The organism is Ochrobactrum sp. WV_118_8, assembly GCF_039631535.1.
GTDB lineage: Bacteria > Pseudomonadota > Alphaproteobacteria > Rhizobiales > Rhizobiaceae > Brucella > Brucella anthropi.
In genome coordinates, this window is the sequence record NZ_JBDIUZ010000001.1 from 378,619 (window position 1) to 404,893 (window position 26,275).

The following is a 26,275-nucleotide window of genomic DNA, read 5'->3' on the forward strand; positions in this document are numbered from 1 at the left end:
TGGAAGGCACACCGGTGCCAAGTTCGGGGGAACAGGGTTCGGGCGCGGTTCATTTCCGAATGCGATCCGGGGAACGCATTCGCTCAAACGATATTATTCAGGCGAGAGGCGGCGCTTGCGGCGGTGCCGATGGCGGATAGGTGTTGTGCTGCAGGATCGGTTGCGGCGGCACGATGCCATCCGCCATGGCGATATGCGGGGCAGCACCGGTTGAACCCGCAGGCGCAGGGCACAGGAAGGCCGATGAAATCCGGCAGGCTTCGCAACTATTGTTGCTCAGATGCTTGTCGTGACCCTGATGGTTGGGATCGGAACCATGATCGCCGATGCAGAGCACCGGGTAGGTTCCGTCAGGCAACTGGTATTGGGCAAGCAGGTAGCTGTCGGGCGCATTGAGGTCGATGGGCTTGTGCGCAAAGGCGACGAACATCAGGGCGAATACGCTAAGGGCGCGTATAGCCAAGGATATCCGATATTGGCCGATGCTTGTCTTCAACTCAAAGCTTCTCCATTCAAGCCGAATTTACCTAGCCTAAAGGAGCTGTCTTTGCCAAGCATCAAACAGAAACGGCGCGAATTGGTCGCGCCGTTTCTGTTTTCCATCGGTCGGGAGAATAGATATGGAGGTCAGATCGCCTGCTTCTTCATCTGTTCCGCGATGTAATCAGCCTGACGGATAGCGAGAGCCACGATGGTCAGGGTCGGGTTTTCCGCGCCGCCGGTTGTGAACTGGCTGCCATCGGAAACGAACAGATTCTTGATGTCATGCGTCTGTCCGTGCTTGTTCACGACGCCATCCTGCGGCTTTTCGCTCATCCGGTTGGTGCCCAGATTATGCGTCGACGGATAGGGTGGGGTCGGGAAGGTGCGGACGGCACCAACGGCCTCATAAAGCGCCTTGCCCTGCGCATAGGCATGATCGCGCATGGCGATATCGTTCGGGTGATCGTCGTAATAGACGTCGGGAACCGGCAAGCCGTGTTCGTCCTTCACGTCCTTGCTCAGCGTGATGCGGTTTTTCTCCTGCGGCATGTCTTCGCCGACGATCCAGAGACCGGCCATGTTGACATAATCGTCGAGTGCCGAGGTGAAGCTGCGCCCCCAACCGCCCGGATTGAGGAAGGCAGCCATGAAAGGCAGGCCAAGCGAAACGGTTTCCATCTCATAGCCGCCGACGAAGCCTCGTTTCGGATTATGCGCAGCCTCATCGCGGATGATTCCTGCCATGGTGGTGCCGCGATACATGTGAACCGGCTTTTCAAACGAGGCATAGACCGAACCGGTCGTGTGGCGCATATAGTTGCGCCCGACCTGTCCTGACGAATTGGCGAGGCCGTCCGGGAATTTCGACGAAGCCGAATTGAGCAGAAGGCGCGGGCTTTCAATCGAATTGCCTGCCACGCAGACGACGCGCGCCTTCTGCAAGTGCTGCTTGCCATCCTTGTCGGCATAGAGCACGCCCGTCACCTTGCCAGCTGCATTGTGCTCGATCTTGAGCGCCGTGCATTCCGGGCGAACTTCCAGCCTGCCGGTTTCCTCGCCCTTGGGAATTTCCGTATAGAGCGTCGACCATTTCGCGCCCCATTTGCAGCCCTGAAAGCAGAAGCCGGTCTGCTGGCAGGCCATGCGGTCGTCGCGCGGCGCTGAATTGATAGCCATGCGACCCGTATGGCATTCCTTGTAGCCGAGCTTGTCGGCGCCGGCTTTCATAACCTTGAAATTATTGTTGCCGGGCAGACCCTCAATGCCGTTGGTGCGGGTGACCCCCATCTTGTCCTCGGCCTTGGCGTAGTAAGGCTCCAGATCGGCCAGCGTGATCGGCCAGTCGAGCAGATTTGCCCCTTCGATCTTGCCGTAATGGGTCAGGGTCTCGAACTCGTAATCCTGAAAACGCAAGGATGCACCAGCCCAGTGGGTGGTGGTGCCGCCGACAGCCTTCACGATCCATGCGGGCAGGTTCGGGAAATCGTTCGCCACGCGCCAGCTGCCCGATGTCGTGCGCTTGTCGAGCCAGGCGAGCTGGGCAAAACTATCCCATTCATCATTGATAAAATCTTCGAACTCGTGGCGTTTTCCGGCTTCGAGAATGACGACGTCGATGCCTTTCTGGGCCAGTTCGTTGCCGAGCGTGCCGCCGCCAGCGCCCGAGCCGATGATAACGACGACCTTGTCGTCCTTGAGATTGTATGGAGCAGCCATTGTTTCCTCCCAATGCTTTCCCGTTTCCGCAAAACGCAAGGCGCTTGCAGGACGGTGGTGCCGCTTTGAAATTGGTATGTCCTGCGCCGGGGGCGCCTAGAGCCATTCGATATCGTCGAAGCCGCGCTGGATGTAACCGCCCTTGGAATAGGCTTCGCCCTCGTAGCCGAAGAGCGGCCAGATATCCTTCTGGTTATAAAGGCCGGTCACAAGCCCGCTGCGCACCTTCTGGAAGAAGGGGCTTTTCTCGATCTCGCGCAGGATCGCGACGCGCTCTTCCTCCCAGCCAAGCCCCAGATAGCCTCCGGCTCCAGCCCGCTTGTTCAAATCTGCAACACCGTCCTCGATCAGCTTTTTGAGCGTCTCGTCCTTGGCGGAATCCGCGTCATAAGGTTTGACGGCAATGGCATAGAAACGGTCGGGAAGCTTGTCATGCGGATAGATGTCGCGCGCAAGCTGGATCAGGGTCGCCATGGTTTCGGGCTTGAGCGTGGTGGTTTCAAGCGCCCATGCGAATTGCGGGCAGATAACGGCATTGCCGCTGACAATGAGCATGGCGCCGAGGCTGAGGCCCGCGCCGCGCTTGAGAATATCGCGGCGGGACAGTGTCTTTTTCTCTCGGGTGGAAAGACCGTCAAAAACGGTAGTCATTCGGTTCTCCTCCTTTGCTTGCCCGTCCGGAATGGGCGGGCTGGCTATGCGTTCCCGGAGATTCTCACCACCGGGAATGCTGGCTTTCCCGTCTTCCATGGCCGCTCCTCCCGGCCAGAAAAGACGATAGGGAGCGGCTCACTGGTAGCGGCCACCCCGTTGCAGAACTTCGATCTTGTAGCCGTCCGGATCTTCCGCGAAGAAGAAGCGGGCAAGCTGCACGCCGTTATTCTTGAAATCGACAAGCTTGCCGACCTTGAAGCCAAGTTCCGTGAAACGGGCATGTTCGGCATCGACGTCATCGACCGCCACGGCGAGATGACCATAGCCGTCGCCCAGATTGTAAGGCTCGGTACGGCCCTTGTTGACCGTCAGCTCGACTTCGAAATCGGCTTCGGCATTGCGCAGATAGATCAGCGTGAAGGTTTCGAAATCAATGCGCTCGGCAATATCGAGGCCAAAAGCTCGGATATAGAAGGAAACGGATTTTTCCTCGTCGAGAACACGGATCATCGAATGAATGGCTTTAGCCACAAGCTACTCCTGTTTCTTTTGCCGCTTCCTCAAAAGCGGCTTGCGATTGTCTTGCTGGTTGTCGATTATGAAAGAAAAAGCGACGGCGTGGTGGCAATCGGCTACCACAGCCAAGTTCGTGCTCTTAATGAAGGGAGGAACCCATGTGCAAGGTTTTCGCCGAGCAGGACCCGGAAGGCTACCGGCAGATCAATCGCTCCGTGCGCATAGGCGGCCATTCCACCAGCATTCAGCTGGAGGCCACCTTCTGGCGCCTGCTGGATGAGATCGCGGCCAGCCAGAACCTGACCACGCCCCGCTTCATATCGACGCTTTACGACGAAGCGCTGGAGGCCAATGGCGCGATCCCGAATTTTGCCTCCATGCTGCGCACCACCTGCGCGCTCTATCTCATGGGTCATCGTCCCGAGGCTGCCGTCTGCGAGGAGGCAGCCTGACAGAGGCCTGAAACGGGCATTGGCCTTTTGATGAAAAGGGAATAGGGGAGTAGGGCAATATGTTCTTACATCGGACATACTTCCTTACTCCGGTATTCCCTTGCTGCCTTCATTAAAGGAATCGAAATGACAAGCGTAACACGCGAACAGGTTCAGGAACGGCTGAAGACCGTGACGGGACCGGATTTCGAAAGCGATGTTGTGTCGCTCGGACTGGTGTCGGATATCTTTATTGCCGACGGCAAGGTTTTCTTCTCCATCACGGTTCCGGCAGCGCGCGCCGATGCGCTGGAGCCGATGCGGCTTGCCGCTGAAAAGGCCGTGAAGGAAATTCCGGGCGTCACTGGCGCGCTGGTCACGCTCACTGCCGAAAAGAAAGGCGGACGTACCAGCGACGATGCGCCCCCACCACCAAAGCCGCAAGCCAGACCTGCAGCCGCACCGGCGCAGCATCGCCACCCGCCACAGCCGCAGCGCGCAGCGACGAAGCCCGGCATTCCAGGTGTTGGCGCGATCATCGCTGTTGCATCGGGCAAGGGTGGCGTCGGCAAGTCCACCACCGCGGTCAATCTTGCGCTCGGTCTTGCCGCCAACGGGCTGAAGGTCGGCATTCTCGATGCCGATATTTACGGACCATCCATGCCGCGCCTGCTCGGCCTTTCCGGTCGTCCGGAAACGGTTGAAGGCCGCATCCTGAAGCCGATGGAAAATTACGGCATCAAGGTCATGTCGATGGGCTTCATGGTCGATGAGGAAACGCCAATGATCTGGCGCGGGCCGATGGTCATGTCGGCGCTGACGCAGATGCTGCGCGAAGTGGCCTGGGGCGAACTGGACGTTCTGGTGGTCGACATGCCGCCGGGCACCGGTGACGCACAGCTCACCATGGCGCAGCAGGTGCCGCTGGCGGGTGCCGTGGTCGTTTCGACACCACAGGACCTGGCGCTGATCGACGCGCGCAAGGGCTTGAACATGTTCCGCAAGGTGGATGTCCCGCTTCTGGGCATCGTCGAAAACATGAGCTACTTCATCGCGCCCGATACTGGCGCGCGCTACGATATTTTCGGCAATGGCGGAGCGCGCAGGGAAGCGGAGCGTCTCGACGTGCCGTTCCTGGGCGAAGTGCCGCTGCATATGGATGTGCGCGCCTATTCGGATGCGGGCACGCCGATCACCGTCCATGAACCGGACAGCGAACACGCGAAAATCTATCGCGAGATCGCCCGCAAGGTCTGGGACAACATGAAGGGCGGCAAGGGGGCTGGAAAGCCCGCGCCGGCGATTGTCTTCGAATGAAAAAAGGGCCGGAAACGGCCCTTTTTCTTTTGTCAGGTGATAACGCTCGGCTCTGTCCGCCCGCTGCGCTTTTTCACCTCGGCGATCTGTTCTGCCGCGTCGATGAATGGGGCCAGCGTTTCCTGCGTGTCGAGATTGTGCCTGGTGGTATCCGCTTCATAGCGCTCGACATAGATGCGGATGGTAGCACCTGACGTACCGGTGCCGGACAGGCGCAGCACCACACGACCGCCATTCGGGAAATAGATGCGGATGCCCTGATGTTCGCTGATCGAGCCGTCGACCGGATCGTGATAGGCGAAGTCGTCGGCCTTCTCGATTGTGAGGCCATTGACAGTCGTGCCGGGCAGGCTTGCAAGCTTGCCGCGAAGATCGGCCACCAGTTGTTTGGCGATATCGGAATCGACAGCTTCATAGTCGTGGCGGGTGTAATAATTGCGCCCGAAGCGCGCCCAATGTTCCTCGACGATGTCTTTCACGCTTTCCTTGCGCACCGCCAGAATATTGAGCCAGAGCAGTACGGCCCACAGGCCATCCTTCTCGCGCACATGGTCGGACCCGGTGCCGGAGCTTTCTTCGCCGCAAATCGTGACCTTGCCATTGTCGAGCAGATTGCCGAAGAACTTCCAGCCCGTCGGCGTTTCAAACATGCCGATGCCGAGCTTGTCAGCCACGCGGTCGGCGGCAGCACTTGTCGGCATGGAACGGGCAATGCCCTTGATGCCGTCCTTGTAGCCCGGCGCCAGATGCGCATTGGCAGCCAGCATGGCAAGCGAATCGGATGGCGTGACGAAGATGCCGCGCCCGATGATGAGATTGCGATCACCGTCGCCATCGGAGGCGGCGCCGAAATCCGGCGCATGGTCGGACATGAGCAGATCATAGAGATCTTTTGCGTAGACGAGATTTGGATCCGGATGGTGGCCGCCGAAATCCGGCAGGGGCACGAAGTTCATCACGCTGCCTTCCGGCGCGCCGAGACGGTGCTCGAAGATTTCCTTGGCGTAAGGCCCGGTCACCGCATGCATGGCATCGAATTTGAGACCGAAACCGCCCTTGATCATGGCGCGGATTGCGTCGAAATCGAACAGGTTTTCCATCAACTCGGCATAATCGGTGACAGGATCGAAGATGACGACTTCGGTGTCGCCGATCCGGCTCGTGCCGATCGTGTCGATATCAATATCGGCCACATCAGCGATTCTGTACTGGTCGATCACTTTCGAGCGGGCGAAGATCGCCTCGGTGATCTTTTCCGGTGCCGGTCCGCCGTTGCCGATATTGTATTTGATGCCGAAATCTTCCGTAGGCCCGCCGGGATTGTGGCTTGCCGAAAGTATCATGCCGCCGAAAGCCTTGTATTTGCGGATCATGTTGGAGGCGGCAGGCGTCGAAAGAATACCGCCCTGACCCACCATGATGCGCCCGAAGCCATTGGCGGCGGCCATCTTGATGAGCTTCTGGATCACTTCGCGGTTATAATAGCGTCCGTCGCCGCCGACCACGAGCGTCTTGCCGGCAAAACCTTCCAGCACATCGAAAACCGACTGGATGAAGTTTTCAGCGTAATTGGGCTGCTGGAAAACCGGAACCTTCTTGCGCAGGCCTGAAGTGCCCGGCTGCTGGTCCTGGTATGGCGTGGTGGCGATTGTCTTGACGGTCATATCTTTCCCGTTCGATTAAATGAATTAAGCAGTCAATGTGTTGGCATTTGCGGTCATTGCAAGACAACATAGATCAAACTTATTGATTGAAAATAACAAACTGTGTGGTTGTCGCTGGCCATGCTACAAATTCTGCCATGACCGACAATGCTCGCTCCATCAATGGCCCGCGCGATGTGATGCGCCTGAAACGCGACGATGCCACCGGCCTCGAAGCTGTTGCCGCGCGTTTCCACAGCCATGCCTATGACATGCATTTCCATGACGAATGGCTGGTCGGGGTGACACATGCGGGCGTGCAGGACTTTTTCTGTCGCGGAAAACGGCGGCAGAGCACGCCGGGCCGGGTGATTCTCATCGAGCCGGGCGAGCGCCATGACGGGCAGGCGATAGAGGCGGACGGCTTCACCTACAATATGCTCTATATGCCCCAATCGCTGATCCGCGATGCGATGGGCGGCAATGATGCGCATATCGGTTTTCGCGAGACGCTGGCCGATGACGGACAGTTGTTTCATGCGGTCGCCCGCGCCTGCGAGGCAATCTTCCTCGAAGCGCCGCGCCTGATGATTGAAGACTGCCGCGATCAGGTGACGAACCATCTTGCCCGACATCTGGCCCGGCATCTTGGGCAGGACGTGACAGAAAAAGGGTCGGCTCCGCATCCGGTCGCAGCACGCGCGATGGACTATCTGCGGGCGCGCTTCGACGAGGAGTTCGGCCTCGATGAACTGGCGGAAGCGGTCGGGGCCGCCGACCGTTTCCAGCTTTCACGCGGGTTCCGGCGTGAATACGGCACCTCGCCACATGCCTGTCTGGTGCAGTTGCGCCTTGCTGAAGCACGGCGCCTGTTGCGCGAAAAAGTGGCGCCAGCAGAAGCATCCGCGCTCAGCGGATTTGCCGACCAGAGCCATATGGGGCGCTGGTTCCGCCGCGCCTATGGCATGACGCCTGCCGCTTATCGCAAGGGACGCACAAACGTTCCAGAAATTGCAGCGAAAAGCCGTTAGTCCTGTCCTCGAAAAGAGGAAAAGGTCATGATTTTCGATACAAAAGTAGCCATTCTTGTCCTGCATGATCTGCCTGTCTGGCAGAAGCTGAACGTGACTGCCTTTATCGCGACCGGCATATCCGGCGCTGTGCCGCACGCCATGGGCGATCCTTATGAGGATGCGTCGGGCCGCCGCCATGCGCCGCTTCTGGGGCAGCCGATGCTGATTTTCTCGGCAACGCCGGACATCTTGCAACGGGCGTGGCAGCAGTCGATCCAGCGCGATCTGGTGCGCGCAGCTTATGTGCGGGCCATGTTCGAAACCGGCCATGACGAGGCCAATCGCGCAGTGTTCAAGACAGAACCGGCCGATGCGCCCGATCTGGTCGGCCTTGCGCTCTATGGTCCAAAGAAAGATATCGACAAGGCCATCAAGGGAACTAACCTGCATCCTTGAACAGGACGCTCTGGTCGAACAGATAGCGGTTGGAAAGCGGCAGGCTTGCCGCGCCCATCGCCTTGGCATGCACACCAACCTTGCCCTCGATGATCTTCGGCGCGCGCAGGCCCTGCAAGTCGAGGCATGAAAGCTCCACGCGGGTCGCTTCCACGATGCGGTGACGCACATTACCCGGCAACCAGCCATCGATGACGGCGGCGGGAAAGTCGATCACGGAGGCGGCAGCTACCGTTGCATGGGCCAGCCCGCGTGCGGCAAGCGCTACCCATTCGTCGAGCGGCGTGCCAAAGTTGCGCCAGTTTTCCGGTGAAAGCCACAGATCGTCGGAGGGCAGGTGCCGCTCCTGCAACATGCGTTCGAGGACGAACAGCGAAGCCGTATCGATGAGCTGCAAGGTTTCGCCGCGCTCCCACGTGCCGCGCATCCGCATCGGCATGGAGCCGAGCGCGCCCGCATTGCCCGTGCGGCCCGGATAGAGCGTGTTGTTCAGCACCACGCCGCCGCCGATGAACGAGCCGATGAAGAAATAGACGAAGTCGGTGAATTCTGGCCCGCGACCAAAGGTCAGTTCCGCACCACAAGCAGCTGTTCCGTCATTCTGCACGAAGACCGGAAACGAAAACGCCTTGGCGAAATCGCCAACGAGATCGGCGCCGAGCCATGCATCCAGATCTTCGGCAGGTGCACCCACTTCCTCGACCCAGTTCCACAATTCGAAGGGTAATGCGATGCCGAGCCCTGCAATGCGGTCGCGCTTGGCCGGTTCGAGGGCTGCCGTGAAAGCGGCGACGCTCTCGACGGCGAAGCGACGGATTTCACCCGGTACAGGCCAGCGATAGGTAATGTGCCGCCGTTCGCGGATCGCTCCCAGAAAATCCATCAGGATGATTTCCGCGCTGCGCCGCCCGATCTTGAGACCGAAGGAGAAAACCCCGTCGGCGGCAAGGCGCATCGGCATGGAAGGCTGGCCGACACGACCGCGCACCCGTTCGCCCTGCGTAATGAGGCCGTCTTTTTCCAGCGCACGAATGATGACGGAAACCGTTTGTGCCGAAAGTCCGGTCAGGCGCGCAATTTCGGCGCGGGCCAAAGCGCCATGCCGGCGCACGAGCGCCAGAACCAGCCGCTCATTATAGGCGCGCACGCCGATCTGGTTTGAACCGCGATTGACACTCGCGCCCGGCCCGGCGAATTGCAGCATGGCAGGACCCGGAGTGCCGGAAAGGGTGCCAGAAAGGGTGCTGGAAAGCGTATCGGCAGACCCGCTGTCTGGTTCGCCTTCAACTTTATGCCTGACCATAGCCTCTCCCAGATTCCGTGCCATGGAGCGCAATCTCGAAATGCAGCCATGGAATGCCGGAATTCCTAAACCAACCATCGGAGGAGAAAAAGCCCTCATTGTGAGGGATATAAAATAAAAACAAACGCTTAAGATGGACCACGTAATGAAACGACCAGCCTGCCGTTCGCTTTGCCGGTCCTCTCTCCTCCGTCTCCCAGAGTGACACAGCATATTAATAAATCAAGTGGATTTATTAATTGACTCTGTTTTGAAGCCGTGTTTTGCTTCTCTTCTGCCGGGGGAAGAGGACCGGTTTCAATCTGGGAGGAGTCCATGAAGAAGACAGTTCTGTCGGCAGCCTTTGCTGCCTTCGCGCTTGGCGCTGCCGCGTTGCCTGTTGCTGGGCCAGCGAATGCCGCCGATGTCGGTGCGTGCCTCATCACAAAGACCGATACCAATCCGTTCTTCGTCAAGATGAAGGAAGGCGCTATCGCCAAGGCCAAGGAGCTGGGCGTCAATCTCAAGACCTATGCGGGCAAGATCGACGGCGATTCCGAAAGCCAGGTTGCAGCTATCGAAACCTGCATTGCTGATGGCGCCAAAGGCATTCTCATCACGGCTTCCGACACCAAGGGCATCGTGCCGTCGCTGCAGAAGGCACGCGATGCAGGCCTGCTCATCATCGCGCTCGATACGCCGCTTGAGCCTGCCGATGCGGCGGACGCAACCTTTGCAACCGACAATTTCCTGGCCGGTGAGTTGGTCGGCAAATGGGCAGCGGCAACACTCGGTGACAAGGCCAAGGATGCGCGGGTTGCCTTTCTCAACCTCACCGCGTCGCAGCCGAGCGTCGACGTTTTGCGCGATCAGGGTTTTGCCACCGGCTTCGGCATCGACCCGAAAGACAAGACCAAGCTCGGTGACGAGGATGATCCGCGCATTGCCGGTCGCGACCTGACCGATGGCAACGAAGAAGGCGGACGTCGCGCGATGGAAAACCTTCTCCAGAAGGATCCGAACATCAATGTCGTCCACACCATCAACGAACCTGCCGCCGCCGGTGCCTATGAGGCGCTGAAGGCTGTCGGGCGTGAAAAGGACGTGCTGATCGTCTCCATCGATGGCGGTTGCCCCGGCGTGAAGAATGTCGAGGCCGGTGTGATCGGCGCGACTTCGCAGCAATATCCGCTGCAGATGGCGGCACTCGGTATCGAGGCGATCAAGAAGTTTGCTGATACGGGTGAAAAGCCGAAGCCGACCGAAGGCAAGGACTTCGTCGATACCGGCGTGTCGCTTGTCACCGACAAGCCGGTGGAGGGCGTTCCGTCCATCGACACGAAGACCGCACTCGACAAGTGCTGGGGCTGATCCCCTTTCTGAAACTCGGACCCGGCAGATCGGAAGATTTGCCGGACCTTTCTGCAGGTGAAGGCAGGAGACAGACATGAGTGAGCCACAGGCGGCTTCCGCTACACAAAAACCGTCTATGCAGGACTATGAAAAGACGCTGGCGCAGAGCGCGGCTGATGTCGCCTCTTTCGATGCGGGCGACCAGTCGCTGCTTTATCGGATGCGGAATTTCCTGCATCACAATCCCGCTGCCGTGCCGCTGATCGTGCTCGTCCTGTCGCTGCTGGTGTTCGGCATCACGCTTGGCGGCAAGTTCTTCTCCGCCTTTGCGCTGACGCTCATTCTGCAACAGGTCGCCATCACCGGCATCATTGCCGTGGCGCAGACGCTTGTGATCCTGACCGCAGGTATCGATCTTTCGGTCGGCGCCATCATGGTCCTGTCGTCGGTGGTGATGGGCCAGTTCACCTTTCGCTATGGGCTTCCCGCCGAACTGTCTGTTCTGTGCGGCTTTGCCACGGGCGCGCTGTGCGGCTTCATCAACGGCTTTCTCGTGGCCTATGTCCGCCTTCCGCCCTTCATCGTGACGCTTGGCATGTGGCAGGTTATCCTTGCCACCAACTTCCTCTATTCCGCCAACGAGACGATCCGCGCGCAGGAAATCACGGCTGAAGCGCCGATCCTGCAATTTTTCGGCGAGAGCATCCGCTTTGGCGGCGCGGTCTTTACCTATGGCGTCATTGCGATGGTGCTTCTGGTTCTGCTGTTCTGGTATGTGCTGAACCACACCGCCTGGGGACGGCACGTCTATGCCATTGGCGACGATCCCGAAGCGGCACAGCTTTCCGGCGTCTCGGTCAAGCCGATCCTCATGTCGGTCTATGTGCTGGCCGGTATCATCTGCGCGCTTGCAGGCTGGGCGATGATCGGTCGTCTCGGTTCTGTGTCGCCGACCGCAGGCCAGTTCGCCAATATCGAATCCATCACCGCAGTGGTGATCGGCGGCATTTCGCTGTTCGGCGGACGCGGTTCCATTCTCGGCACCATGTTCGGTGCGCTGATCGTCGGCGTGTTTTCGCTGGGGCTGCGCCTGTGGGGCACCGATCCGCAATGGACCTATCTCCTGATCGGCGTTCTCATCATTGCCGCCGTCGCCATCGACCAGTGGATCAGAAAGGCTGCCGCATGAAAACGAACACCACGCCTGTTCTGTCTGGCAAAGGTCTGGTCAAGCGCTATGGTCGCGTCACCGCACTTGATCATGCCGACTTCGATCTCTATCCCGGCGAAATCCTCGCGGTCATCGGCGACAATGGCGCAGGCAAGTCCTCGCTCATCAAGGCGCTGTCGGGCGCGATCAAGCCGGATGAAGGGGAAATCCTGCTCGACGGCAAGCCGGTCAGCTTTCATTCACCGATGGAAGCGCGACAGGCGGGCATAGAGACGGTCTATCAGAACCTTGCCCTGTCGCCCGCGCTTTCCATCGCCGACAATCTGTTTCTGGGCCGCGAAATCCGCCGCAAGGGACCGCTTGGCTCGCTGTTCCGCATGCTGGATCGCGGTGCGATGGAAAAGATCGCGCGCGAAAAACTGTCCGAACTGGGCCTGATGACGATCCAGAATATCGGCCAGGCGGTGGAAACCCTTTCGGGTGGCCAGCGTCAGGGCGTTGCGGTGGCGCGCGCCGCTGCCTTTGGCTCCAAGGTGGTCATCATGGACGAGCCGACTGCCGCGCTTGGCGTCAAGGAATCGCGCCGCGTGCTGGAACTCATTCAGGATGTGAAGCGGCGCGGCATGCCTATCGTCCTCATCTCGCACAACATGCCGCATGTGTTCGAGGTTGCTGACCGCATCCACATTCACCGGCTCGGACGCCGCCTGACGGTCATCGACCCGAAGGAATATTCCATGTCGGATGCCGTGGCGCTGATGACCGGGGCGATGAGACCGAAGGAAGCGGCTTGACCACTTGCGCTTGAACAGGGTTGCTGCGCCTTTAACACGGTGACAGGACGAATCACGGAAACCGGACATGACGCCTATTGAGCGCGAAGCCCTGCCTTCGGAAATTCTTGCGCGGCTGGCGGAAACCGACGGGCGCCTGATCGTGGCCATTGCTGGCCCGCCGGGAGCCGGGAAATCCACTATTTCCGATTATCTGCTCCATGCCATCAACAAGGGCGGCGAAACGCCGTCCATCGTCGTGCCCATGGACGGATTTCATCTGGATGACGGGATTCTCGATCAGCGCGGATTGCTGGGCCGCAAGGGCTCACCGCCCACTTTCGACTGCGCCGGATTTGCGGTGTTGCTGCAGCGACTGAAACAGGCAGAGGGCGAAATCTTCATTCCGGTTTTCGATCGCTCTCTTGAGCTTTCTCGCGCTGCGGCATCTGTGGTCGGCCCGGAGCATCGCGTGCTTCTGGTCGAAGGCAATTATCTGCTGCTCGATCAGCAACCATGGGCGCAGCTTGCTCCCTTTTTTGACATGACGCTCTATCTGGATGTGCCCTTTGCAGAGCTGGAGCGCCGCCTGAACGAGCGCTGGCTCAGCTTCGGCTTCGACGCCGAAACCGCCCGAAACCGCGCCCTTTCCAACGACATTCCCAATGCCGAACTCGTGGTAGCGCAGTCGCGCAAGGCGGATTTTGTCGTGGTCTCGGACGGGCGATAACAGGGAATTGCACCTTTCAAGGGTTGCGGCGATGCGCTTGCGTCTGCATGATGGGAAAATCGCTTCATCAGTTTCCGACCGGAATAGTTCCCCATGACGACTTATGTTTTTGCGCCGCCCCCGCAGCCTTTTTTGCCTGTGAAGGGAACGGACGCGCGCTTTCCCGTGCACCGCATCTATTGCGTCGGCCAGAACTATGCCGATCACGCCATCGAAATGGGCGGTGATCCGACTCGCAACCCGCCTTTCTTCTTCCAGAAGAACCCGGACAGCCTCGTGATCGAAGGTGGTGATTTCCCTTATCCGCCGAAGACCGAGGACGTGCATCACGAGATCGAACTTGTGGTGGCGCTGAAGGCCGGCGGTACCAACATTGCTGTCGAAAAGGCGCTGGACCATGTTTATGGCTACGCCGTTGGCATCGACATGACACGTCGCGACCTGCAGGCCGTGGCCAAGAAGGCCGGGCGCCCGTGGGAAGTCGCAAAAGCTTTCGAGCACTCCGCACCCTGTTCGGCCATCGTGCCGGTGTCTGAAATCGGCCACCCGGAAAAGGCTGTGATTTCGCTCGCCATCAATGGCGAAACCCGCCAGTCAGGCGACCTCAACCAGATGATCTGGAAGGTGGCCGAAACCATTTCCTATCTGTCTTCGCTCTTTGAGCTGCAGCCCGGCGATCTTATCTTTACAGGTACACCTGCGGGCGTCGGGCCGGTGAAGCGCGGCGACCGTCTGGAAGGCAAGGTCGACGGCGTGGCAACCCTCACCGTAACCGTAGTCTGATTCTCTTCACGTGGAGGAGCATGAATGAGCATCTATCTTCCCGATGACGTGCACGACGCTCTGGAGCGCTTCATCGCCGAAAAGCATCCTGGTCTCAACCAGACCGAGGCGATGACGCTTATCCTGCGCAAATGGCTGGTGCGCGAGGGCTATCTGTCGGCAGAGCCCGAACACGGCACACCGCCGGATGAGCTGAACGCGACCAATGACGATTGAACAAGGCAGCAATTGACTATGGCCAAACAGCCGCCGGAAGGAGCGGGTCGCAAGACCGCGCTCGGGCGACGCCTTTTGATTCTCATGATTCTAGCAATTGTGCTCGTGATCGCGCTCGTCTGGATGAGCATTTATCTCTTCGATCCAAATGGCGGTCTGGACTTTGATGATCTCGGTATTTTTGCTTTTGATTTCAATGTGGTAGATGCAGTGTCGCCGCGCATTTTGTGAGTGCGTTAATCTTTTTGTTACCATTTGAAATATTCATTTTGGCAGAGCCCCGACGTTTAGCGCTTCCGTTTGCCGTCTTTTGCATGGTACATGATCCTCATCGACCGAAAGAATATTGACTGAAACGGGCGCATTCCGATGCCCGTAAAGCCAAGAGGATCTGGATGGCATTCGAGGACATCAAGGCGGAAATTGCGCTGCTTTTCGAGCAAATGGTGAATCAGCCGCAAGACGCTCATGAAATCCGTGAAACGGTTCGCGAGAAGCTCAATACGCTGCGGGCCAGTGGTTTGCCTCTGCCTGAAGATCTGGTCGAGCTTGAAAAACGCATCGAAAAAGATTTCGATTCCTGAGAACGGATCCGGTCATGCGTTACGCGCTTTCCTCTTCTTCCTCCGCTGGTCTGGTCCGCAAGGGCCTCATGCTTCTTGGTTGTGCCGTGGCGCTCAGCGCCTGCAACACCACCAATGACGGCAAGCCCGTGAAAACGGCGCTGATCACGCAGACCGATACCTCCAGCCAGACCGCTTCCGCAGCAGGCAGCGCTGCCAGTGCCACGGCCAATACCGCAGGCACGGCGACTGCCGATGCGGGCGCTGCTGCCGGAACGCAGACTGTCGCAGCCGTGACCGATCTTTCCGATCCGGTCCTGCCTGCCGTTGTTCCCATTCCCGGCATTCGTGGCCAGTCCGAACCGATGATGGCCTATGCCGGTGCGCAGGCTGCCGCTTCGCCGGCATCCGTTGCCGCCAATATGGCGTTTGAGACACCGGATCATGCGCCGGAAGAACTCGATGCGCTGATCACCAAATATTCCGTCGCCTATGACGTGCCGGAACGCCTTGTGCGCCGGGTCGTGCATCGCGAAAGCCGGTTCAATCCGGGCGCCCGCAATGGACCTTATTGGGGGTTGATGCAGATCAGCCATCCGACTGCGCGCGGCATGGGCTATACGGGCGCGGCCAAGGGTCTGCTCGATGCGGAAACCAATCTGAAATATGCGGTTCGCTATCTGTCCGGCGCCTATAAGGTCGCGGGCGGTGATGAAAGCCAGGCAGTCCGCTATTATGCGCGGGGCTATTATTACGATGCCAAGCGCAAGGGACTGTTGCAGGAAACCGGCCTCGACGGAAGCTGGAAGCGCAACGGACCGACCCGTGACGCAGCCGCGTCCATCCAGCCGGCATCCTTGCCGGAAGGCGGAGCAGCACCGCTCCCCGGCGTCGCTCCCATTCAGGCTTCCTACGCACCGGCGGGGCAATAAACTAACTGTCATCTTGACGCTGCAAAGTGATGGCAGTTTCCTGTCCTGAACCGACGACAGGGAAATTTCATGAATGTAAGACTGCCTCATCCAGTCAAATGGAAATATGACCGGGCCGAATTGTGGGCCGATGGCGTCATCCATGTTCTGGGTGTCGGGCTGGCGCTTGCAGGCGCCATTGCCATGCTGATCTATTTCCTGCCGAACATGCCTGCAGCGACCTCGATTTCGTCGGGTGTCTATCTCGCAAGCCTTCTGGCAGCGCTCGGCATTTCGGCTGTCTACAATATCTGGCCGGTTTCGCCGACCAAATGGTTCCTGCGCCGTTTTGACCACTCGGCGATCTATCTTCTGATCGCAGGAACATACACGCCTTTTGCCATGCATATGGGCGACCGCGCTCTGCCGCTGCTTCTTTTCGTCTGGAGCGTGGCTTTCGTCGGCATCATGCTGAAACTGTTCATGCCGGGTCGTTTCGACCGGCTGTCGATCCTGCTTTATCTGGCGCTCGGCTGGAGCGGCGTCATGGTCTACGACACCATGGTGCAATCGCTGCCGCCAGCCGTTTTCTGGCTGATTGCGGCCGGTGGCATGGTCTATTCGCTGGGTGTGATTTTCCATGTCTGGGAGCGCCTGCGGTTTCAGAATGCCATCTGGCACGGCTTTGTCGTGGTGGGCGCGGCACTGCATTATTGTGCGGTGTTTTTCGTTGGCGCATGGAACTGAAGCCCGCTCTATTTCGGCTCTGACGGTCTGCAAATGGCGCACTTCTGCGCTTCCGGTGCTCATGTACCTTAAAGTACACTCCGCTCCGGTTCTCGAATTGCACCATTTTCGTCGCGTCATGGCCAAAATAGCGAACGGGCTTCGGAGCGCGTGATTGCTCAATGAAAGTCTCGCGAGTTCGGCATGATTTTTACATTCCGCGGATGATGCGCCATCTGGGATGGAGCGACGAGGCGCTGCGCTTCGCGTCCGCTCATTTCGATCAGTGCTGTCGAACGGTCCTGCAGCTTTGACGCCACCAGATGCACGACCCCTTCGGGGCTGCGCTGGAGGCGACCTTCGATATGGATCAGCCGCGCCCCCATCACTTCGCGGCGAAATGCTTTCATGACCTTCGGCCAGACGACAATATTGGCGATGCCGGTTTCATCCTCGATGGTGAGGAACACCACACCCTTGGCGCTGCCGGGGCGCTGGCGGACGGTGACGACGCCCGCCACTTTCATGCGGCGTCCGTCGGCACCTTCCTGCACTGCACGACAGGTTGAAACGCCTTCCGCCGCCAGACCCTCGCGCAGATATTGCAGCGGATGCCCTTTCAGCGAGAGCCGCGTCGTCTCGTAATCGGCAATCACATGTTCCGACGCGGCCATTTCAGGAAGTTTTGTGCGCGGTTCCTCCGCCAGTTCGCTGGCTGCGGCGGCGCGGAACAGCGGCAGCGTTTCGTCATTGGGCAGACGGCGCACGGCCCACAGTGCTGCGCGGCGGTCGATATCGAGTGAGCCGAAGGCATCGGCGTCGGCCAAAAGCGTGAAGGCGCGCCGGTCGAGCCGGAGCCGTCGATGCATGTCCTCGATGGTACGGTAAGGCTCCTGCCGGTCGACAATCAGGAGTTCGGTGTCCCGTTTGGAAAACCCGTCGATCTGGCGGAAACCGAGCCGGAGCGCCGGTCGGATATCGAGCGTATCCTCCAGCATATTATCCCAGTGACTGAAGTTCACATCGACGGGCAGCACCATCACGCCATGTTCGCGGGCATCGCGCACAATCTGGGCGGGGGCATAAAAACCCATGGGCTGAGAATTCAGAAGTGCGGCGGCGAACACTTCCGGATGGTGGCACTTGATCCACGCGGAAATATAGACCAGATGGGCAAAGCTTGCCGCATGACTTTCGGGAAAGCCATATTCGCCGAAACCCTTGATCTGGTTGAAGCAGTTTTCGGCAAAGGTCCGGTCGTAGCCACGATTGACCATGCCTTCGATCATCTTTGTCTCCATCGTATGGATGGTGCCCATCTTGCGGAAAGTGGCCATGGCGCGGCGCAACTGATTGGCCTCATCCGGTGTGAATTTTGCAGCCTCCATGGCAATGCGCATCGCCTGTTCCTGAAACAGCGGCACGCCCTTGGTCTTGCCGAGAATCTGCTGTAACTCATCCGCCGGCCCATGTTCCGGTGCCGGTGACGGAAGGAGTGGTTTTTCCTGTCCGTTCCGCCGCCGCAGATAAGGATGCACCATATCGCCCTGAATGGGGCCGGGGCGCACAATGGCGACCTCGATGACGAGATCATAGAACTCACGCGGGCGCAGGCGTGGCAGCATGTTCATCTGGGCGCGGCTTTCCACTTGAAACACGCCGAGCGAATCTCCCTTGCACAGCATGTCGTACACGGCTTCGTCTTCGCGCGGCAGATTGGCCAGCGTCAGCTTCTTGCCATCATATTTTTCCGGCTTGTGCTGGTGAATGAGATCAAAGGCCTTGCGGATGCAGGTGAGCATGCCGAGCGACAGCACATCGACCTTCATCAGCCCCACCTCGTCGATATCGTCCTTGTCCCATTCGATGAAAGATCGCTTGTCCATCGCTGCCGGGCCGATAGGCACGGTCTCGTCCAGTCGGTCACGGGTCAGAACGAAACCACCGACATGCTGGGACAGATGGCGCGGAAAGCCGATCAGCGTGATGGCCAGTTCCACCGCACGCCGAATGATGGGATTGTCGGGGTCGAGGCCCGCCTGCCTGATATGCTGCTTGTCGATGCCGCCGCCCGATATGCCCCAGACCGTATTGGCGAGCGCTGCCGTCACATCCTCAGTCAGCCCCAGCGCCTTGCCGACATCACGGATCGCACTGCGGGACCGATAGCTGATGACGGTTGCGACAATGGCCGCGCGATCTCTGGTGTAGCGGTCATAGACATATTGCATCACCTCTTCGCGCCGCTCATGCTCGAAATCGACGTCGATATCCGGTGGTTCCTTTCGCTCGACCGAAAGAAAGCGTTCGAACAGGAGGTCAACCTGTGTCGGGTCCACACCGGTGACGCCAAGGCAGAAGCAGACAACGGAATTGGCCGCCGAACCGCGCCCCTGACACAGAATGTTTTTGGAAATAGCAAACTGCACAATGTCATAGACGGTAAGAAAGTAAGCCGCATATTGCAGCTTTTCGATCAGCGCCAGTTCCTTGTGGATCAGCGCCTGCACCTTCGGCGGGATGCTGTTAGCGCCGTAATGACGGGCGGCCCCTTCCCAGGTAAGATCATGCAGATGCTGTTGCGGCGTCTTGCCGGGTGGCACCGGCTCGTCGGGATAATCATATTTCAGCTCATCAAGCTGGAAGGTGATGGGCGCGACGAAATCGGCGGTTGCTTCGACGGCCTCAGCGTAATCGCGGAACAGTCGCAGCATTTCCTTTGGCGGTTTCAGATGGCGTTCGGCATTCTTTTCGAGAAGCTGCCCGGCTGCGAAAACAGTCGTGTGGTGGCGGGTTGCCGTCAGCACGTCCTGAAGCGCGCGGCGGTCGGGGTGATGATAAAGAACGTCATTGGTGGCGAGCAGCGGCACATTGGCTTCGGCTGCAAAACGGGTGATGCGCTCGGCCCGGCGCCCGTCATGGCCCTGATGCGGCATGGCGAGCATCAGCCAGACCGAGCCGGGGGCCGCTTGCGCAATCTCGGTCAGGCGTGCGGCAAAATCCGGTCTGTCGTCTTCAGGCGGAAAGACCGCGATCTGGAACTGCCGGGCGCGAAACAGCAGATCACTCCATTCGAGGTGGCATTCGCCCTTGATGGCGGCGCGTACCTTGCCCTCCGTCAGCAGGCGGCACAATTGCCCATAGGCAGCGCGATCACGCGGATAGACGACCATATCCGGCGTGCCGTCGATGCAAGACAGGCGGCAGCCGATGAAAAGCCGGAAATCGCTCTTGTCGCGAAAATCCTTCCATGCCGCATGTGCCCGCACCACACCGGCCAGCGTGTTGCGGTCGGCAATGCCGATACCGGACAGGCCAAGCTCATGCGCACGCGCTACCAGTTCCTGCGGATGCGAGGCGCCGCACAGGAAGGAAAAATTGCTGGCAGCAGCCATTTCGAAATAATGAGTCATCACGCGAACAGTCCGTGTAAAAACCAGCGCGGATGATTGGCGCCGTCATAAAGGCCTTCGCGGAAAATCCAGAAGCGCTGGCCGTTCTCGTCTTCCACCCGGTAATAATCGCGCAGTTCCGGAACCGTGTGACCGATTGCGAGCCACCATTCCGGTTCGATCCTTTCCGGCCCTTCGGCAAGGCGCACATGATGGCGCACCCGTCGCCACAGGAAAAACGAAGGCGGACTGTCAGGCACTTCCGCCACGCTTTCGATCAACAGTGGCGGGTGAAACAGTTTTATGGGGCGCGCTGGCGGATCACCGGGAAGCACTGATGCACTCTGATAATCGGCTTCGCCCTTGCCATCCGTGTGCAGGGCAGGGCGCAGGCCGAAGGCCCGTTCAGGAATATGCGTGTTGCGCGAAAAGGAAACGAGAACGCGGTTCTGTCCAAGCCGCGCCGAAAGCCGGTCGACAAGCTGACTAAACCCCGCTTCATCTTCCTCATGCTGGTCGAGCCCCGTCTGGCGCTGGGCGATTGCCGCACTGCGCAGCGCTGCCAGCCGGATCATGTCGAAGCCGAAACCTGCATCGAGCGGGTCGGTCAAGGCGTTGAGCCTTTCACGCGCAAGGCGCAGGAAAACCTTGTCGCTGCGCAAGGGCTGGCCGGTTTCGATGTGGATATGACGCACTTCGCCATCGACACGGAAGAAGAAGGCCTCAATCAGAAGCGCGCCTTTTCCCTCCGGTTCAAGCTGCGTAAAAAGCTCCTGCGCCAGTTCCTGCAAGATGCGTTCGACCAGTTCCATTGCGGTAACCGGCTCTGACAGGCGGCGCTCGACGGCACTGAGCGGCATGATGCGCAAGGGGGAAATCGGCGCGCGCTCGCGCCGCGCCAACCGGTCAAGCCTGGTGGCAAGATCGGTGCCGAAGCGGGCGGTGAGTGCGGCGCGCGGAAGCCCCATCACATCGCCGATGCGTTTCAATCCGGCGCGTTTAAGGCCGGTTTCGGCAGCTTGCGCCAGTTCAAGCGCGGAGAGCGGCAGGCGGGGAAGCAGCCGGTCGGCCTCCGCCCTGCTGAAAACACCGCCCTTCGTTCCCCGTGCCAGAAGCCGCGCGGCAAAACTGTTATCGGCAATCGCCGCCTGTACGCCAAGCCCGGCCCGTTCCAGACGCCGGATTGCATCGGCACGCATGGCGTCGAGCCCGCCAAAAAGATGCGCGCAGCCGGTTATGTCGAGCATCAGCCCATGCGGCTCATCGAAGGCGACAAGCGGCGTGTAGCGCTCGCACCAATGGGCAAGGCGCTTGAGTAATGCCGCATCATGTTCCGGTGCTGCCGTTGCCACTTCAAGCCTTTCCACGCGGGCGCGCGCATCCGTTAGCGCCATGCCGGGAAAAAGGCCGAGCTTTGCCGCTCCGGCATCCACTGCTGTCAGGCGCAGCGCATTGGCCGTGCGTTCGGTCACAACCAAAGGCAGGTGCGGTTTACCATCAGGCGGAGCGCTGCTGCGAAGCCGGTCGGTCGGCAGAAACGGAAACCAGAGGGCGAGAAACAGACGTTCTGCCATCCCGTTCGTTAGCACCAAATTCCTGGGTTTCATTGTTCCATTCCATGATCCATTGCCCGCATGTGCCGTGGCGATTGCGTTCCAGAACCGCCGAAAAGACAGGCTTGCCGGGCGCGTTTGCTCCGCTTGAACGGGACGGCGCGGGCGCTACCCGCCAGCGGCTGACGGCAGCGCTCTGCACGCCTGTCCGGTGGCTCCTGAGCAGGATGACGGGCAGCTGCGCGGTTTCGGTTGCCAGAAGCAGACGACGCGAAGCGGTCAGGTCGAGGCATTTCGGCTGGCCTGTCACCGAGGCGACGACACCGGAAACAAGATGCGAAGCCTTGCCGCCACTTCCGGCTTCCAGCGTATCGTTTGCTGCTTTCAGCACATCCTGTGCCGTGGGGCAGCGCACGATCAGAAGTCGCGACGGATCGATCCCGAAGGCATGAAGTCCCGGCGGATAAAGCCCGCCATATTCACTTGCAGCGCTTTCTTCCTCGATCCAGATAATCGGACGACGAGGCTCTGCGGCGCGTTCTGCCGCACGGGCGGCAAAGGCCAGCGCAAAGCCGGTCGCGGCCATATGCGCGCCGGGGTTTTCGGCAAAAACCTCATGCAGCGCGTCGCCTGCAAGGCCATGCGGAAAGGCGGCATCCGCCCCGGCAAGGCCGAGCGTGAAACTGCGCGCCAGCCCGAAGCCCGTTTGCCCCTGATTTGCAAAACTGCCTTGCGGATCGTTGCCTTCAATGGTCGTAACCATGCGCCGCAGCGCCGCGATGTCGATGCCGCTCACGTCTAGATTCCATCTTTTGTTCTCTATATGTTCTAGTATTGAATCGAGCGAGGCAAGAGTCAAGCGGGATCAGCCGGGGGCATGTGTGGATAAGAAAAATGTTCCCCTAGAGCGCTGTGCGTTCATTTGGACGCACAGCGCTCTAAGAGGGAGCATTTATCGTCATGGGTGATTAGCTTAGCACTACAGTTGCAAATTCGTCAGGCCGTGGCGAAAAGAGTGATTTTCGAGTACCGGAGCGGAGCGTACTTGAAGGTACGTGAGCACCGGAACGCAGACAAAACGCTCTTTGCAGCCCGGCATCACGAAGAATGCAACTGTAGTGTTAGGCGGCGTCCCTGAAAGGCACGCCTGCCAGTTGCGCCAGATGGCCGGGAAGGTCGGTGCCTGCACCAGCCGCATTGATCGTGTCGAAATAATCATGCCAGCCGGTGGCCGTGATTCCGGCAATCAGCATGTCGAGAGCTGCTTCATCCGGGAAACGCCAGATGGCGAAGAAACTCTGGCTGGGCGCAAAAGACTTTGTCGCATCGACGGGACCTAATGCCAAAGCCTCGATACCGAGCGCGCCAAGCCCGCCCATACCCGCGCCGACTTTCTCAAAGAAGGCCCGCCTGCCTTCAGCATCAAGCGCGTGCCAGCTCGATTTCGGGGAATAAAGCTCGGCGAGGTAATAGGTCATGTCATATCCCTTAGGGTTTCATTGATCTTGAAAGAGCGACCGGCATCGGTGCGGCTCCAGATGCGGCGCAGCAAGGTGCTGAGAAGCTGCTGTTCGCCTGACGAGAGATCGCCCATCAGGCTTGCAATCCATGCGGTATGTTGTTCGAAAAGCTGTTGCGCCAGCAGCACCCCTTCGGATGTCAGCCGGACAGTCAGTTTGCGGCGGTCCTCGCTATCCGCGTGACGCTTGAGGAAACCATCGCGCTCCAGCCCGTCCAGCAGGCCGGTTATGGTGGCGCGCGTGACACCTGCGCGTTCTGAAAGCTCGTGCGGCGAGAGGCCGTCGGGCGCATTGTGCAGCAGAAACAGCAGGACGAACTTGCCCTCCGAAAGCTTGTGCGGTGCAAGCCGGTTGGCGCAATCACGGTCAATGGCCGCAGCAAGCGACAAGACTTCAAAGCAGGTTTTCAGCGCGTCGGTGGACGGGCTGTGACGGTGTTCCATTTCGCCCAGAAGGGCGTGGTGCTTTTGCTCGATTATTTCCATACGGTGACTTATAGTATGGCGCCATACTAAATGCAAGTGACTTTGATTGCTTGAGCAGGAACAGTGGAGAGCTTGATCGATGGGTATATACGGTTTATATATGATCCGTATATGAACTATATGGTCTGGACAATGCTATGGGTATCGTGAAAATCGGCGATGAACTGCATGAGGAACTGCGCAAGGCGAGTGACGTCATGTGCCGTTCGATCAATGCGCAGGCTGAATACTGGATGAAGATCGGCATGCTGGCACAAGCCCATCCCGACCTGTCGTTCAACGAGATCGTGCAGATGCAGTTGCGCGCAGCACGGGTCGAGCTGCCGGTTCTGCCCGTTCTTACTGTGCAGTCGTCATGACCAAAACCCCTGCCGAAGTGGAGAAAATGGCGACATCCGGCGCGCTGCTTGCCTCGGTTTTTGCGCTTCTCGACCGCACGCCGCTGGCGGGCATGACCACGATGCAGGTCAACGATCTGGTCGAGGATTATATTACCCGCGAATTGCAGGCGCGGCCTGCCAGCAAGGGGCAATATGACTATCCCCATGTGCTGAACAGTTCCAAGAACGAAGTCGTCTGCCACGGCATGCCGTCGGATGACGAGATCATTGAAAACGGCGAGATCATCAACTTCGATATCACGCTGGAAAAGGACGGTTATATCGCTGATTCCAGCAAGACCTATATGGTCGGTGAAGTCGCTCCTTTCGCCTCACGGCTGGTCCGCGTGACCTATGAGGCGCTGTGGAAGGGGATTGCTGCCGTGCGTCCTGGTGCGACTTTGGGTGACATCGGCCATGCCATTGAGCGCCACGCCAAGCGGCATGATTACAGCATCGTGCGGGAATATTGCGGCCATGGTATCGGCCGCGAGATGCATGAGGAACCGCAGGTTCTGCATTTCGGCAAGCCGGGCACCGGCGTTCGTCTCCGCGAAGGCATGGTGTTCACCATCGAGCCGATGCTCAATCAGGGAACGGCCAAGGTGAAGACCGAAAAGGACGGCTGGACGGTGGTGACGCGCGACGGAAAATTGTCAGCGCAGTTCGAGCATACGGTCGCAGTCACCTCGAATGGCGTGCGGGTGCTGACCTTGCGTCCCGGCGAGGAAAAGATGCTGGCGGGTATAAAACACGCCGCTTGATCTCATGCGATCCTGCCGGTCATCCAGAGCACAAAGACAATTGTTCCGCTCTAAAAACAAAAGCCCGCCGGAAGGCGGGCTTTTGTCTGGATTGGATATGCTTATTTGCGATCGCGCGCAGCAAGCGTGCGCAGGCGCAGTGCATTGAGCTTGATGAAGCCTGCGGCGTCCTTCTGGTCGTAAGCACCCTGATCGTCTTCGAAGGTGACGAGCTTGTCGGAATAGAGCGACTTCTCCGATTCGCGGCCGATCACCATCACGTTGCCCTTGTAGAGCTTGAGCGTGACTTCGCCTTCGACATGGCGCTGGCTGTGATCGATGGCGGCCTGCAGCATTTCGCGTTCCGGCGAGAACCAGAAGCCGTAATAGATCAGTTCCGCATAGCGCGGCATCAGCTCATCTTTCAGGTGCGCTGCACCGCGGTCGAGCGTAATCGATTCGATGGCGCGGTGTGCTGCCAGCAGGATCGTGCCGCCCGGCGTTTCGTAGACGCCGCGCGACTTCATGCCGACGAAGCGGTTTTCCACGAGGTCGAGACGACCGATGCCGTTGTCGCGGCCATAGTCGTTGAGCTTGGCAAGAAGCGTCGCAGGCGACAGACGTTCGCCATTGATCGAAACGGCATCACCTTTTTCAAAGCCGATCTTGATGATCGTTGCCTTGTCGGGCGCGGTTTCCGGTGAAATGGTGCGCATATGCACATATTCCGGTGCCTCGACAGCCGGGTCTTCCAGAACCTTGCCCTCGGACGAGGAGTGCAGCAGGTTCGCGTCGACGGAGAACGGCGCTTCGCCCTTCTTGTCCTTGGCAACCGGAATCTGGTGCTGTTCGGCGAATTCGAGCAGATGCGTGCGGCTCTTGAACGACCAGTCGCGCCATGGGGCGATGATCTTGATGTCCGGGTTCAGCGCATAGGCCGAAAGCTCGAAACGAACCTGGTCGTTGCCCTTGCCGGTCGCGCCGTGTGCGATTGCGTCGGCGCCGGTCTTCCTGGCGATTTCGATCAGGTGCTTGGAGATCAGCGGGCGGGCAATCGAGGTGCCGAGCAGATAGACGCCTTCATAGACGGCATTGGCGCGGAACATCGGGAAAACGAAATCGCGCACGAATTCTTCGCGCACGTCCTCGATGAAGATTTCCTTGATGCCCAGCATTTCCGCTTTCTTGCGGGCTGGCTCAAGTTCTTCGCCCTGACCGAGATCGGCAGTGAAGGTCACAACTTCCGCGCCGAGTTCTGTCTGAAGCCACTTCAGGATGATCGAGGTGTCGAGGCCGCCCGAATAGGCGAGAACGACTTTCTTAACGTCTTTCCACTTGCTCATAATAAACTTCCGTCTCATCAGGCGCTCCAGAGCGGCGCCCAAAATTTGTCCGTAGTTCTTTTAGCAGTTGCCAAGCAGCGTGCAAGCCGAAGGGCTGCGACTTATCGCGAAAACTCATGCGG

28 protein-coding genes are annotated in these 26,275 nt (G+C 59.1%); 16 read left to right on the forward strand and 12 right to left on the reverse strand.

What is annotated here, in order from left to right; all coding sequences use genetic code 11:
• Positions 1-97: 97 nt before the first annotated feature.
• From ABDF71_RS01810 to ABDF71_RS01825, 4 genes are all read right to left on the reverse strand, one after another.
• Positions 98-496: a hypothetical protein gene (locus ABDF71_RS01810; RefSeq protein WP_374710359.1), complete on the reverse strand. Its 399-nt coding sequence runs from the start codon at positions 494-496 to the stop codon at positions 98-100.
• 131 nt (positions 497-627) lie between these two features.
• Positions 628-2,199 carry a GMC family oxidoreductase gene (locus ABDF71_RS01815; protein ID WP_259030218.1) on the reverse strand — a complete coding sequence of 524 codons (1,572 nt, stop codon included), beginning with the start codon at positions 2,197-2,199 and terminating at the stop codon, positions 628-630.
• A gap of 96 nt (positions 2,200-2,295) precedes the next feature.
• The gene (locus tag ABDF71_RS01820) at positions 2,296-2,850 is read right to left on the reverse strand and encodes a gluconate 2-dehydrogenase subunit 3 family protein (protein WP_259030219.1); all 555 of its coding nucleotides are present in this window, start codon (positions 2,848-2,850) and stop codon (positions 2,296-2,298) included.
• A 138-nt stretch (positions 2,851-2,988) separates the two neighbouring features.
• Entirely contained in the window at positions 2,989-3,384 is a 396-nt protein-coding gene (locus ABDF71_RS01825; RefSeq protein ID WP_259030220.1) for a VOC family protein, read from the reverse strand.
• A gap of 143 nt (positions 3,385-3,527) precedes the next feature.
• On the opposite strand from ABDF71_RS01825, the gene ABDF71_RS01830 reads away from it, so the two are divergent.
• Both ABDF71_RS01830 and apbC read left to right on the forward strand, forming a co-directional pair.
• Positions 3,528-3,821, forward strand: coding sequence for a ribbon-helix-helix domain-containing protein (locus ABDF71_RS01830; RefSeq protein ID WP_006471202.1), 294 nt, complete (start codon positions 3,528-3,530; stop codon positions 3,819-3,821).
• 126 nt (positions 3,822-3,947) lie between these two features.
• Positions 3,948-5,117, forward strand: a complete 1,170-nt coding sequence (gene apbC / locus ABDF71_RS01835; protein ID WP_010657868.1) for an iron-sulfur cluster carrier protein ApbC — start codon at positions 3,948-3,950, stop codon at positions 5,115-5,117.
• Positions 5,118-5,149: 32 nt separating this feature from the next.
• Here apbC and ABDF71_RS01840 read toward each other — a convergent pair whose 3' ends face one another.
• Complete coding sequence (locus ABDF71_RS01840) at positions 5,150-6,781, reverse strand: alpha-D-glucose phosphate-specific phosphoglucomutase (RefSeq protein ID WP_259030221.1); 1,632 nt, start codon at positions 6,779-6,781, stop codon at positions 5,150-5,152.
• 137 nt (positions 6,782-6,918) lie between these two features.
• Here ABDF71_RS01840 and ABDF71_RS01845 point away from each other — a divergent pair, with 137 nt between their 5' ends.
• Positions 6,919-7,791 (forward strand): AraC family transcriptional regulator, encoded by an 873-nt coding sequence (locus tag ABDF71_RS01845; protein ID WP_500060897.1) that lies wholly within the window; start codon positions 6,919-6,921, stop codon positions 7,789-7,791.
• Positions 7,792-7,818: 27 nt separating this feature from the next.
• Positions 7,819-8,229 (forward strand): DUF2000 domain-containing protein, encoded by a 411-nt coding sequence (locus tag ABDF71_RS01850; protein ID WP_259030224.1) that lies wholly within the window; start codon positions 7,819-7,821, stop codon positions 8,227-8,229.
• Here the strand turns inward: ABDF71_RS01850 and ABDF71_RS01855 are convergent.
• Entirely contained in the window at positions 8,213-9,532 is a 1,320-nt protein-coding gene (locus ABDF71_RS01855; RefSeq protein ID WP_011982299.1) for an ROK family protein, read from the reverse strand. The two genes, ABDF71_RS01850 and ABDF71_RS01855, sit on opposite strands and share 17 nt — an antisense overlap.
• Before the next feature lie 315 nt (positions 9,533-9,847).
• Here ABDF71_RS01855 and ABDF71_RS01860 point away from each other — a divergent pair, with 315 nt between their 5' ends.
• The 10 genes from ABDF71_RS01860 to trhA all read left to right on the forward strand — a co-directional run bounded on the left by ABDF71_RS01860 (position 9,848) and on the right by trhA (position 16,758).
• On the forward strand, positions 9,848-10,882 hold the full coding sequence (locus ABDF71_RS01860; protein WP_010657873.1) for a sugar ABC transporter substrate-binding protein: 1,035 nt from the start codon (positions 9,848-9,850) through the stop codon (positions 10,880-10,882).
• Between the two features lie 76 nt (positions 10,883-10,958).
• Positions 10,959-12,053: an ABC transporter permease gene (locus ABDF71_RS01865; protein WP_029926051.1), complete on the forward strand. Its 1,095-nt coding sequence runs from the start codon at positions 10,959-10,961 to the stop codon at positions 12,051-12,053.
• On the forward strand, positions 12,050-12,829 hold the full coding sequence (locus tag ABDF71_RS01870) for an ATP-binding cassette domain-containing protein (RefSeq protein WP_010657875.1): 780 nt from the start codon (positions 12,050-12,052) through the stop codon (positions 12,827-12,829). Before ABDF71_RS01865 ends, ABDF71_RS01870 begins: the two co-directional genes overlap by 4 nt.
• A 67-nt stretch (positions 12,830-12,896) precedes the next feature.
• Positions 12,897-13,538, forward strand: coding sequence for a nucleoside/nucleotide kinase family protein (locus tag ABDF71_RS01875; RefSeq protein ID WP_259030225.1), 642 nt, complete (start codon positions 12,897-12,899; stop codon positions 13,536-13,538).
• A 93-nt stretch (positions 13,539-13,631) separates the two neighbouring features.
• Positions 13,632-14,321, forward strand: a complete 690-nt coding sequence (locus ABDF71_RS01880; RefSeq protein WP_259030226.1) for a fumarylacetoacetate hydrolase family protein — start codon at positions 13,632-13,634, stop codon at positions 14,319-14,321.
• Positions 14,322-14,345: 24 nt separating this feature from the next.
• Entirely contained in the window at positions 14,346-14,537 is a 192-nt protein-coding gene (locus ABDF71_RS01885) for a ribbon-helix-helix domain-containing protein (protein ID WP_010657878.1), read from the forward strand.
• Between the two features lie 18 nt (positions 14,538-14,555).
• Positions 14,556-14,768 (forward strand): hypothetical protein, encoded by a 213-nt coding sequence (locus ABDF71_RS01890; protein ID WP_029375838.1) that lies wholly within the window; start codon positions 14,556-14,558, stop codon positions 14,766-14,768.
• Between the two features lie 164 nt (positions 14,769-14,932).
• Positions 14,933-15,121, forward strand: coding sequence for a hypothetical protein (locus ABDF71_RS01895; protein ID WP_010657880.1), 189 nt, complete (start codon positions 14,933-14,935; stop codon positions 15,119-15,121).
• 14 nt (positions 15,122-15,135) lie between these two features.
• Positions 15,136-16,032, forward strand: a complete 897-nt coding sequence (locus ABDF71_RS01900) for a lytic transglycosylase domain-containing protein (RefSeq protein WP_259030227.1) — start codon at positions 15,136-15,138, stop codon at positions 16,030-16,032.
• Positions 16,033-16,101: 69 nt separating this feature from the next.
• Positions 16,102-16,758 carry a PAQR family membrane homeostasis protein TrhA gene (trhA, locus tag ABDF71_RS01905; protein ID WP_010657882.1) on the forward strand — a complete coding sequence of 219 codons (657 nt, stop codon included), beginning with the start codon at positions 16,102-16,104 and terminating at the stop codon, positions 16,756-16,758.
• Positions 16,759-16,916: 158 nt separating this feature from the next.
• Here the strand turns inward: trhA and ABDF71_RS01910 are convergent, their stop codons facing one another.
• The 5 genes from ABDF71_RS01910 to ABDF71_RS01930 all read right to left on the reverse strand — a co-directional run bounded on the left by ABDF71_RS01910 (position 16,917) and on the right by ABDF71_RS01930 (position 23,687).
• Positions 16,917-20,150, reverse strand: coding sequence for an error-prone DNA polymerase (locus ABDF71_RS01910; RefSeq protein ID WP_259030228.1), 3,234 nt, complete (start codon positions 20,148-20,150; stop codon positions 16,917-16,919).
• A complete protein-coding gene (locus tag ABDF71_RS01915) occupies positions 20,150-21,691 on the reverse strand; it encodes a Y-family DNA polymerase (protein WP_259030429.1) in 1,542 nt (513 codons plus the stop codon). The genes ABDF71_RS01910 and ABDF71_RS01915 overlap by 1 nt, the downstream gene beginning before the upstream one ends.
• Complete coding sequence (locus ABDF71_RS01920; protein WP_259030229.1) at positions 21,627-22,478, reverse strand: ImuA family protein; 852 nt, start codon at positions 22,476-22,478, stop codon at positions 21,627-21,629. The genes ABDF71_RS01915 and ABDF71_RS01920 overlap by 65 nt, the downstream gene beginning before the upstream one ends.
• 325 nt (positions 22,479-22,803) lie before the next feature.
• The gene (locus ABDF71_RS01925) at positions 22,804-23,160 is read right to left on the reverse strand and encodes a DUF6616 family protein (protein ID WP_259030230.1); all 357 of its coding nucleotides are present in this window, start codon (positions 23,158-23,160) and stop codon (positions 22,804-22,806) included.
• Positions 23,157-23,687 carry a MarR family winged helix-turn-helix transcriptional regulator gene (locus ABDF71_RS01930; RefSeq protein ID WP_259030231.1) on the reverse strand — a complete coding sequence of 177 codons (531 nt, stop codon included), beginning with the start codon at positions 23,685-23,687 and terminating at the stop codon, positions 23,157-23,159. The genes ABDF71_RS01925 and ABDF71_RS01930 overlap by 4 nt, the downstream gene beginning before the upstream one ends.
• Positions 23,688-23,824: 137 nt before the next feature.
• Between ABDF71_RS01930 and ABDF71_RS01935 the strand changes: the two genes are divergently transcribed.
• Together ABDF71_RS01935 and map are read left to right on the forward strand one after the other, a co-directional pair.
• The gene (locus ABDF71_RS01935; protein ID WP_010657888.1) at positions 23,825-24,046 is read left to right on the forward strand and encodes a ParD-like family protein; all 222 of its coding nucleotides are present in this window, start codon (positions 23,825-23,827) and stop codon (positions 24,044-24,046) included.
• Positions 24,043-24,831, forward strand: a complete 789-nt coding sequence (gene map, locus ABDF71_RS01940) for a type I methionyl aminopeptidase (protein WP_259030232.1) — start codon at positions 24,043-24,045, stop codon at positions 24,829-24,831. Before ABDF71_RS01935 ends, map begins: the two co-directional genes overlap by 4 nt.
• 101 nt (positions 24,832-24,932) lie before the next feature.
• Here map and ABDF71_RS01945 read toward each other — a convergent pair whose 3' ends face one another.
• On the reverse strand, positions 24,933-26,153 hold the full coding sequence (locus ABDF71_RS01945; protein WP_151645816.1) for an argininosuccinate synthase: 1,221 nt from the start codon (positions 26,151-26,153) through the stop codon (positions 24,933-24,935).
• Positions 26,154-26,275: the final 122 nt, after the last annotated feature.

Excerpts from the sequence above, each read along its gene's own strand:
- ABDF71_RS01815 (WP_259030218.1), bottom strand. The coding sequence starts at position 2,199 with ATGGCTGCTCCATACAATCTCAAGGACGACAAGGTCGTCGTTATCATC.
- ABDF71_RS01820 (WP_259030219.1), bottom strand. The coding sequence starts at position 2,850 with ATGACTACCGTTTTTGACGGTCTTTCCACCCGAGAGAAAAAGACACTG.
- ABDF71_RS01830 (WP_006471202.1), top strand. The coding sequence starts at position 3,528 with ATGTGCAAGGTTTTCGCCGAGCAGGACCCGGAAGGCTACCGGCAGATC.
- apbC (WP_010657868.1), top strand. The coding sequence starts at position 3,948 with ATGACAAGCGTAACACGCGAACAGGTTCAGGAACGGCTGAAGACCGTG.
- ABDF71_RS01840 (WP_259030221.1), bottom strand. The coding sequence starts at position 6,781 with ATGACCGTCAAGACAATCGCCACCACGCCATACCAGGACCAGCAGCCG.
- ABDF71_RS01845 (WP_500060897.1), top strand. The coding sequence starts at position 6,919 with ATGACCGACAATGCTCGCTCCATCAATGGCCCGCGCGATGTGATGCGC.
- ABDF71_RS01850 (WP_259030224.1), top strand. The coding sequence starts at position 7,819 with ATGATTTTCGATACAAAAGTAGCCATTCTTGTCCTGCATGATCTGCCT.
- ABDF71_RS01855 (WP_011982299.1), bottom strand. The coding sequence starts at position 9,532 with ATGGTCAGGCATAAAGTTGAAGGCGAACCAGACAGCGGGTCTGCCGAT.
- ABDF71_RS01860 (WP_010657873.1), top strand. The coding sequence starts at position 9,848 with ATGAAGAAGACAGTTCTGTCGGCAGCCTTTGCTGCCTTCGCGCTTGGC.
- ABDF71_RS01865 (WP_029926051.1), top strand. The coding sequence starts at position 10,959 with ATGAGTGAGCCACAGGCGGCTTCCGCTACACAAAAACCGTCTATGCAG.
- ABDF71_RS01870 (WP_010657875.1), top strand. The coding sequence starts at position 12,050 with ATGAAAACGAACACCACGCCTGTTCTGTCTGGCAAAGGTCTGGTCAAG.
- ABDF71_RS01875 (WP_259030225.1), top strand. The coding sequence starts at position 12,897 with ATGACGCCTATTGAGCGCGAAGCCCTGCCTTCGGAAATTCTTGCGCGG.
- ABDF71_RS01880 (WP_259030226.1), top strand. The coding sequence starts at position 13,632 with ATGACGACTTATGTTTTTGCGCCGCCCCCGCAGCCTTTTTTGCCTGTG.
- ABDF71_RS01885 (WP_010657878.1), top strand. The coding sequence starts at position 14,346 with ATGAGCATCTATCTTCCCGATGACGTGCACGACGCTCTGGAGCGCTTC.
- ABDF71_RS01890 (WP_029375838.1), top strand. The coding sequence starts at position 14,556 with ATGGCCAAACAGCCGCCGGAAGGAGCGGGTCGCAAGACCGCGCTCGGG.
- ABDF71_RS01895 (WP_010657880.1), top strand. The coding sequence starts at position 14,933 with ATGGCATTCGAGGACATCAAGGCGGAAATTGCGCTGCTTTTCGAGCAA.
- ABDF71_RS01900 (WP_259030227.1), top strand. The coding sequence starts at position 15,136 with ATGCGTTACGCGCTTTCCTCTTCTTCCTCCGCTGGTCTGGTCCGCAAG.
- trhA (WP_010657882.1), top strand. The coding sequence starts at position 16,102 with ATGAATGTAAGACTGCCTCATCCAGTCAAATGGAAATATGACCGGGCC.
- ABDF71_RS01910 (WP_259030228.1), bottom strand. The coding sequence starts at position 20,150 with ATGACTCATTATTTCGAAATGGCTGCTGCCAGCAATTTTTCCTTCCTG.
- ABDF71_RS01925 (WP_259030230.1), bottom strand. The coding sequence starts at position 23,160 with ATGACCTATTACCTCGCCGAGCTTTATTCCCCGAAATCGAGCTGGCAC.
- ABDF71_RS01930 (WP_259030231.1), bottom strand. The coding sequence starts at position 23,687 with ATGGAAATAATCGAGCAAAAGCACCACGCCCTTCTGGGCGAAATGGAA.
- ABDF71_RS01935 (WP_010657888.1), top strand. The coding sequence starts at position 23,825 with ATGGGTATCGTGAAAATCGGCGATGAACTGCATGAGGAACTGCGCAAG.
- map (WP_259030232.1), top strand. The coding sequence starts at position 24,043 with ATGACCAAAACCCCTGCCGAAGTGGAGAAAATGGCGACATCCGGCGCG.
- ABDF71_RS01945 (WP_151645816.1), bottom strand. The coding sequence starts at position 26,153 with ATGAGCAAGTGGAAAGACGTTAAGAAAGTCGTTCTCGCCTATTCGGGC.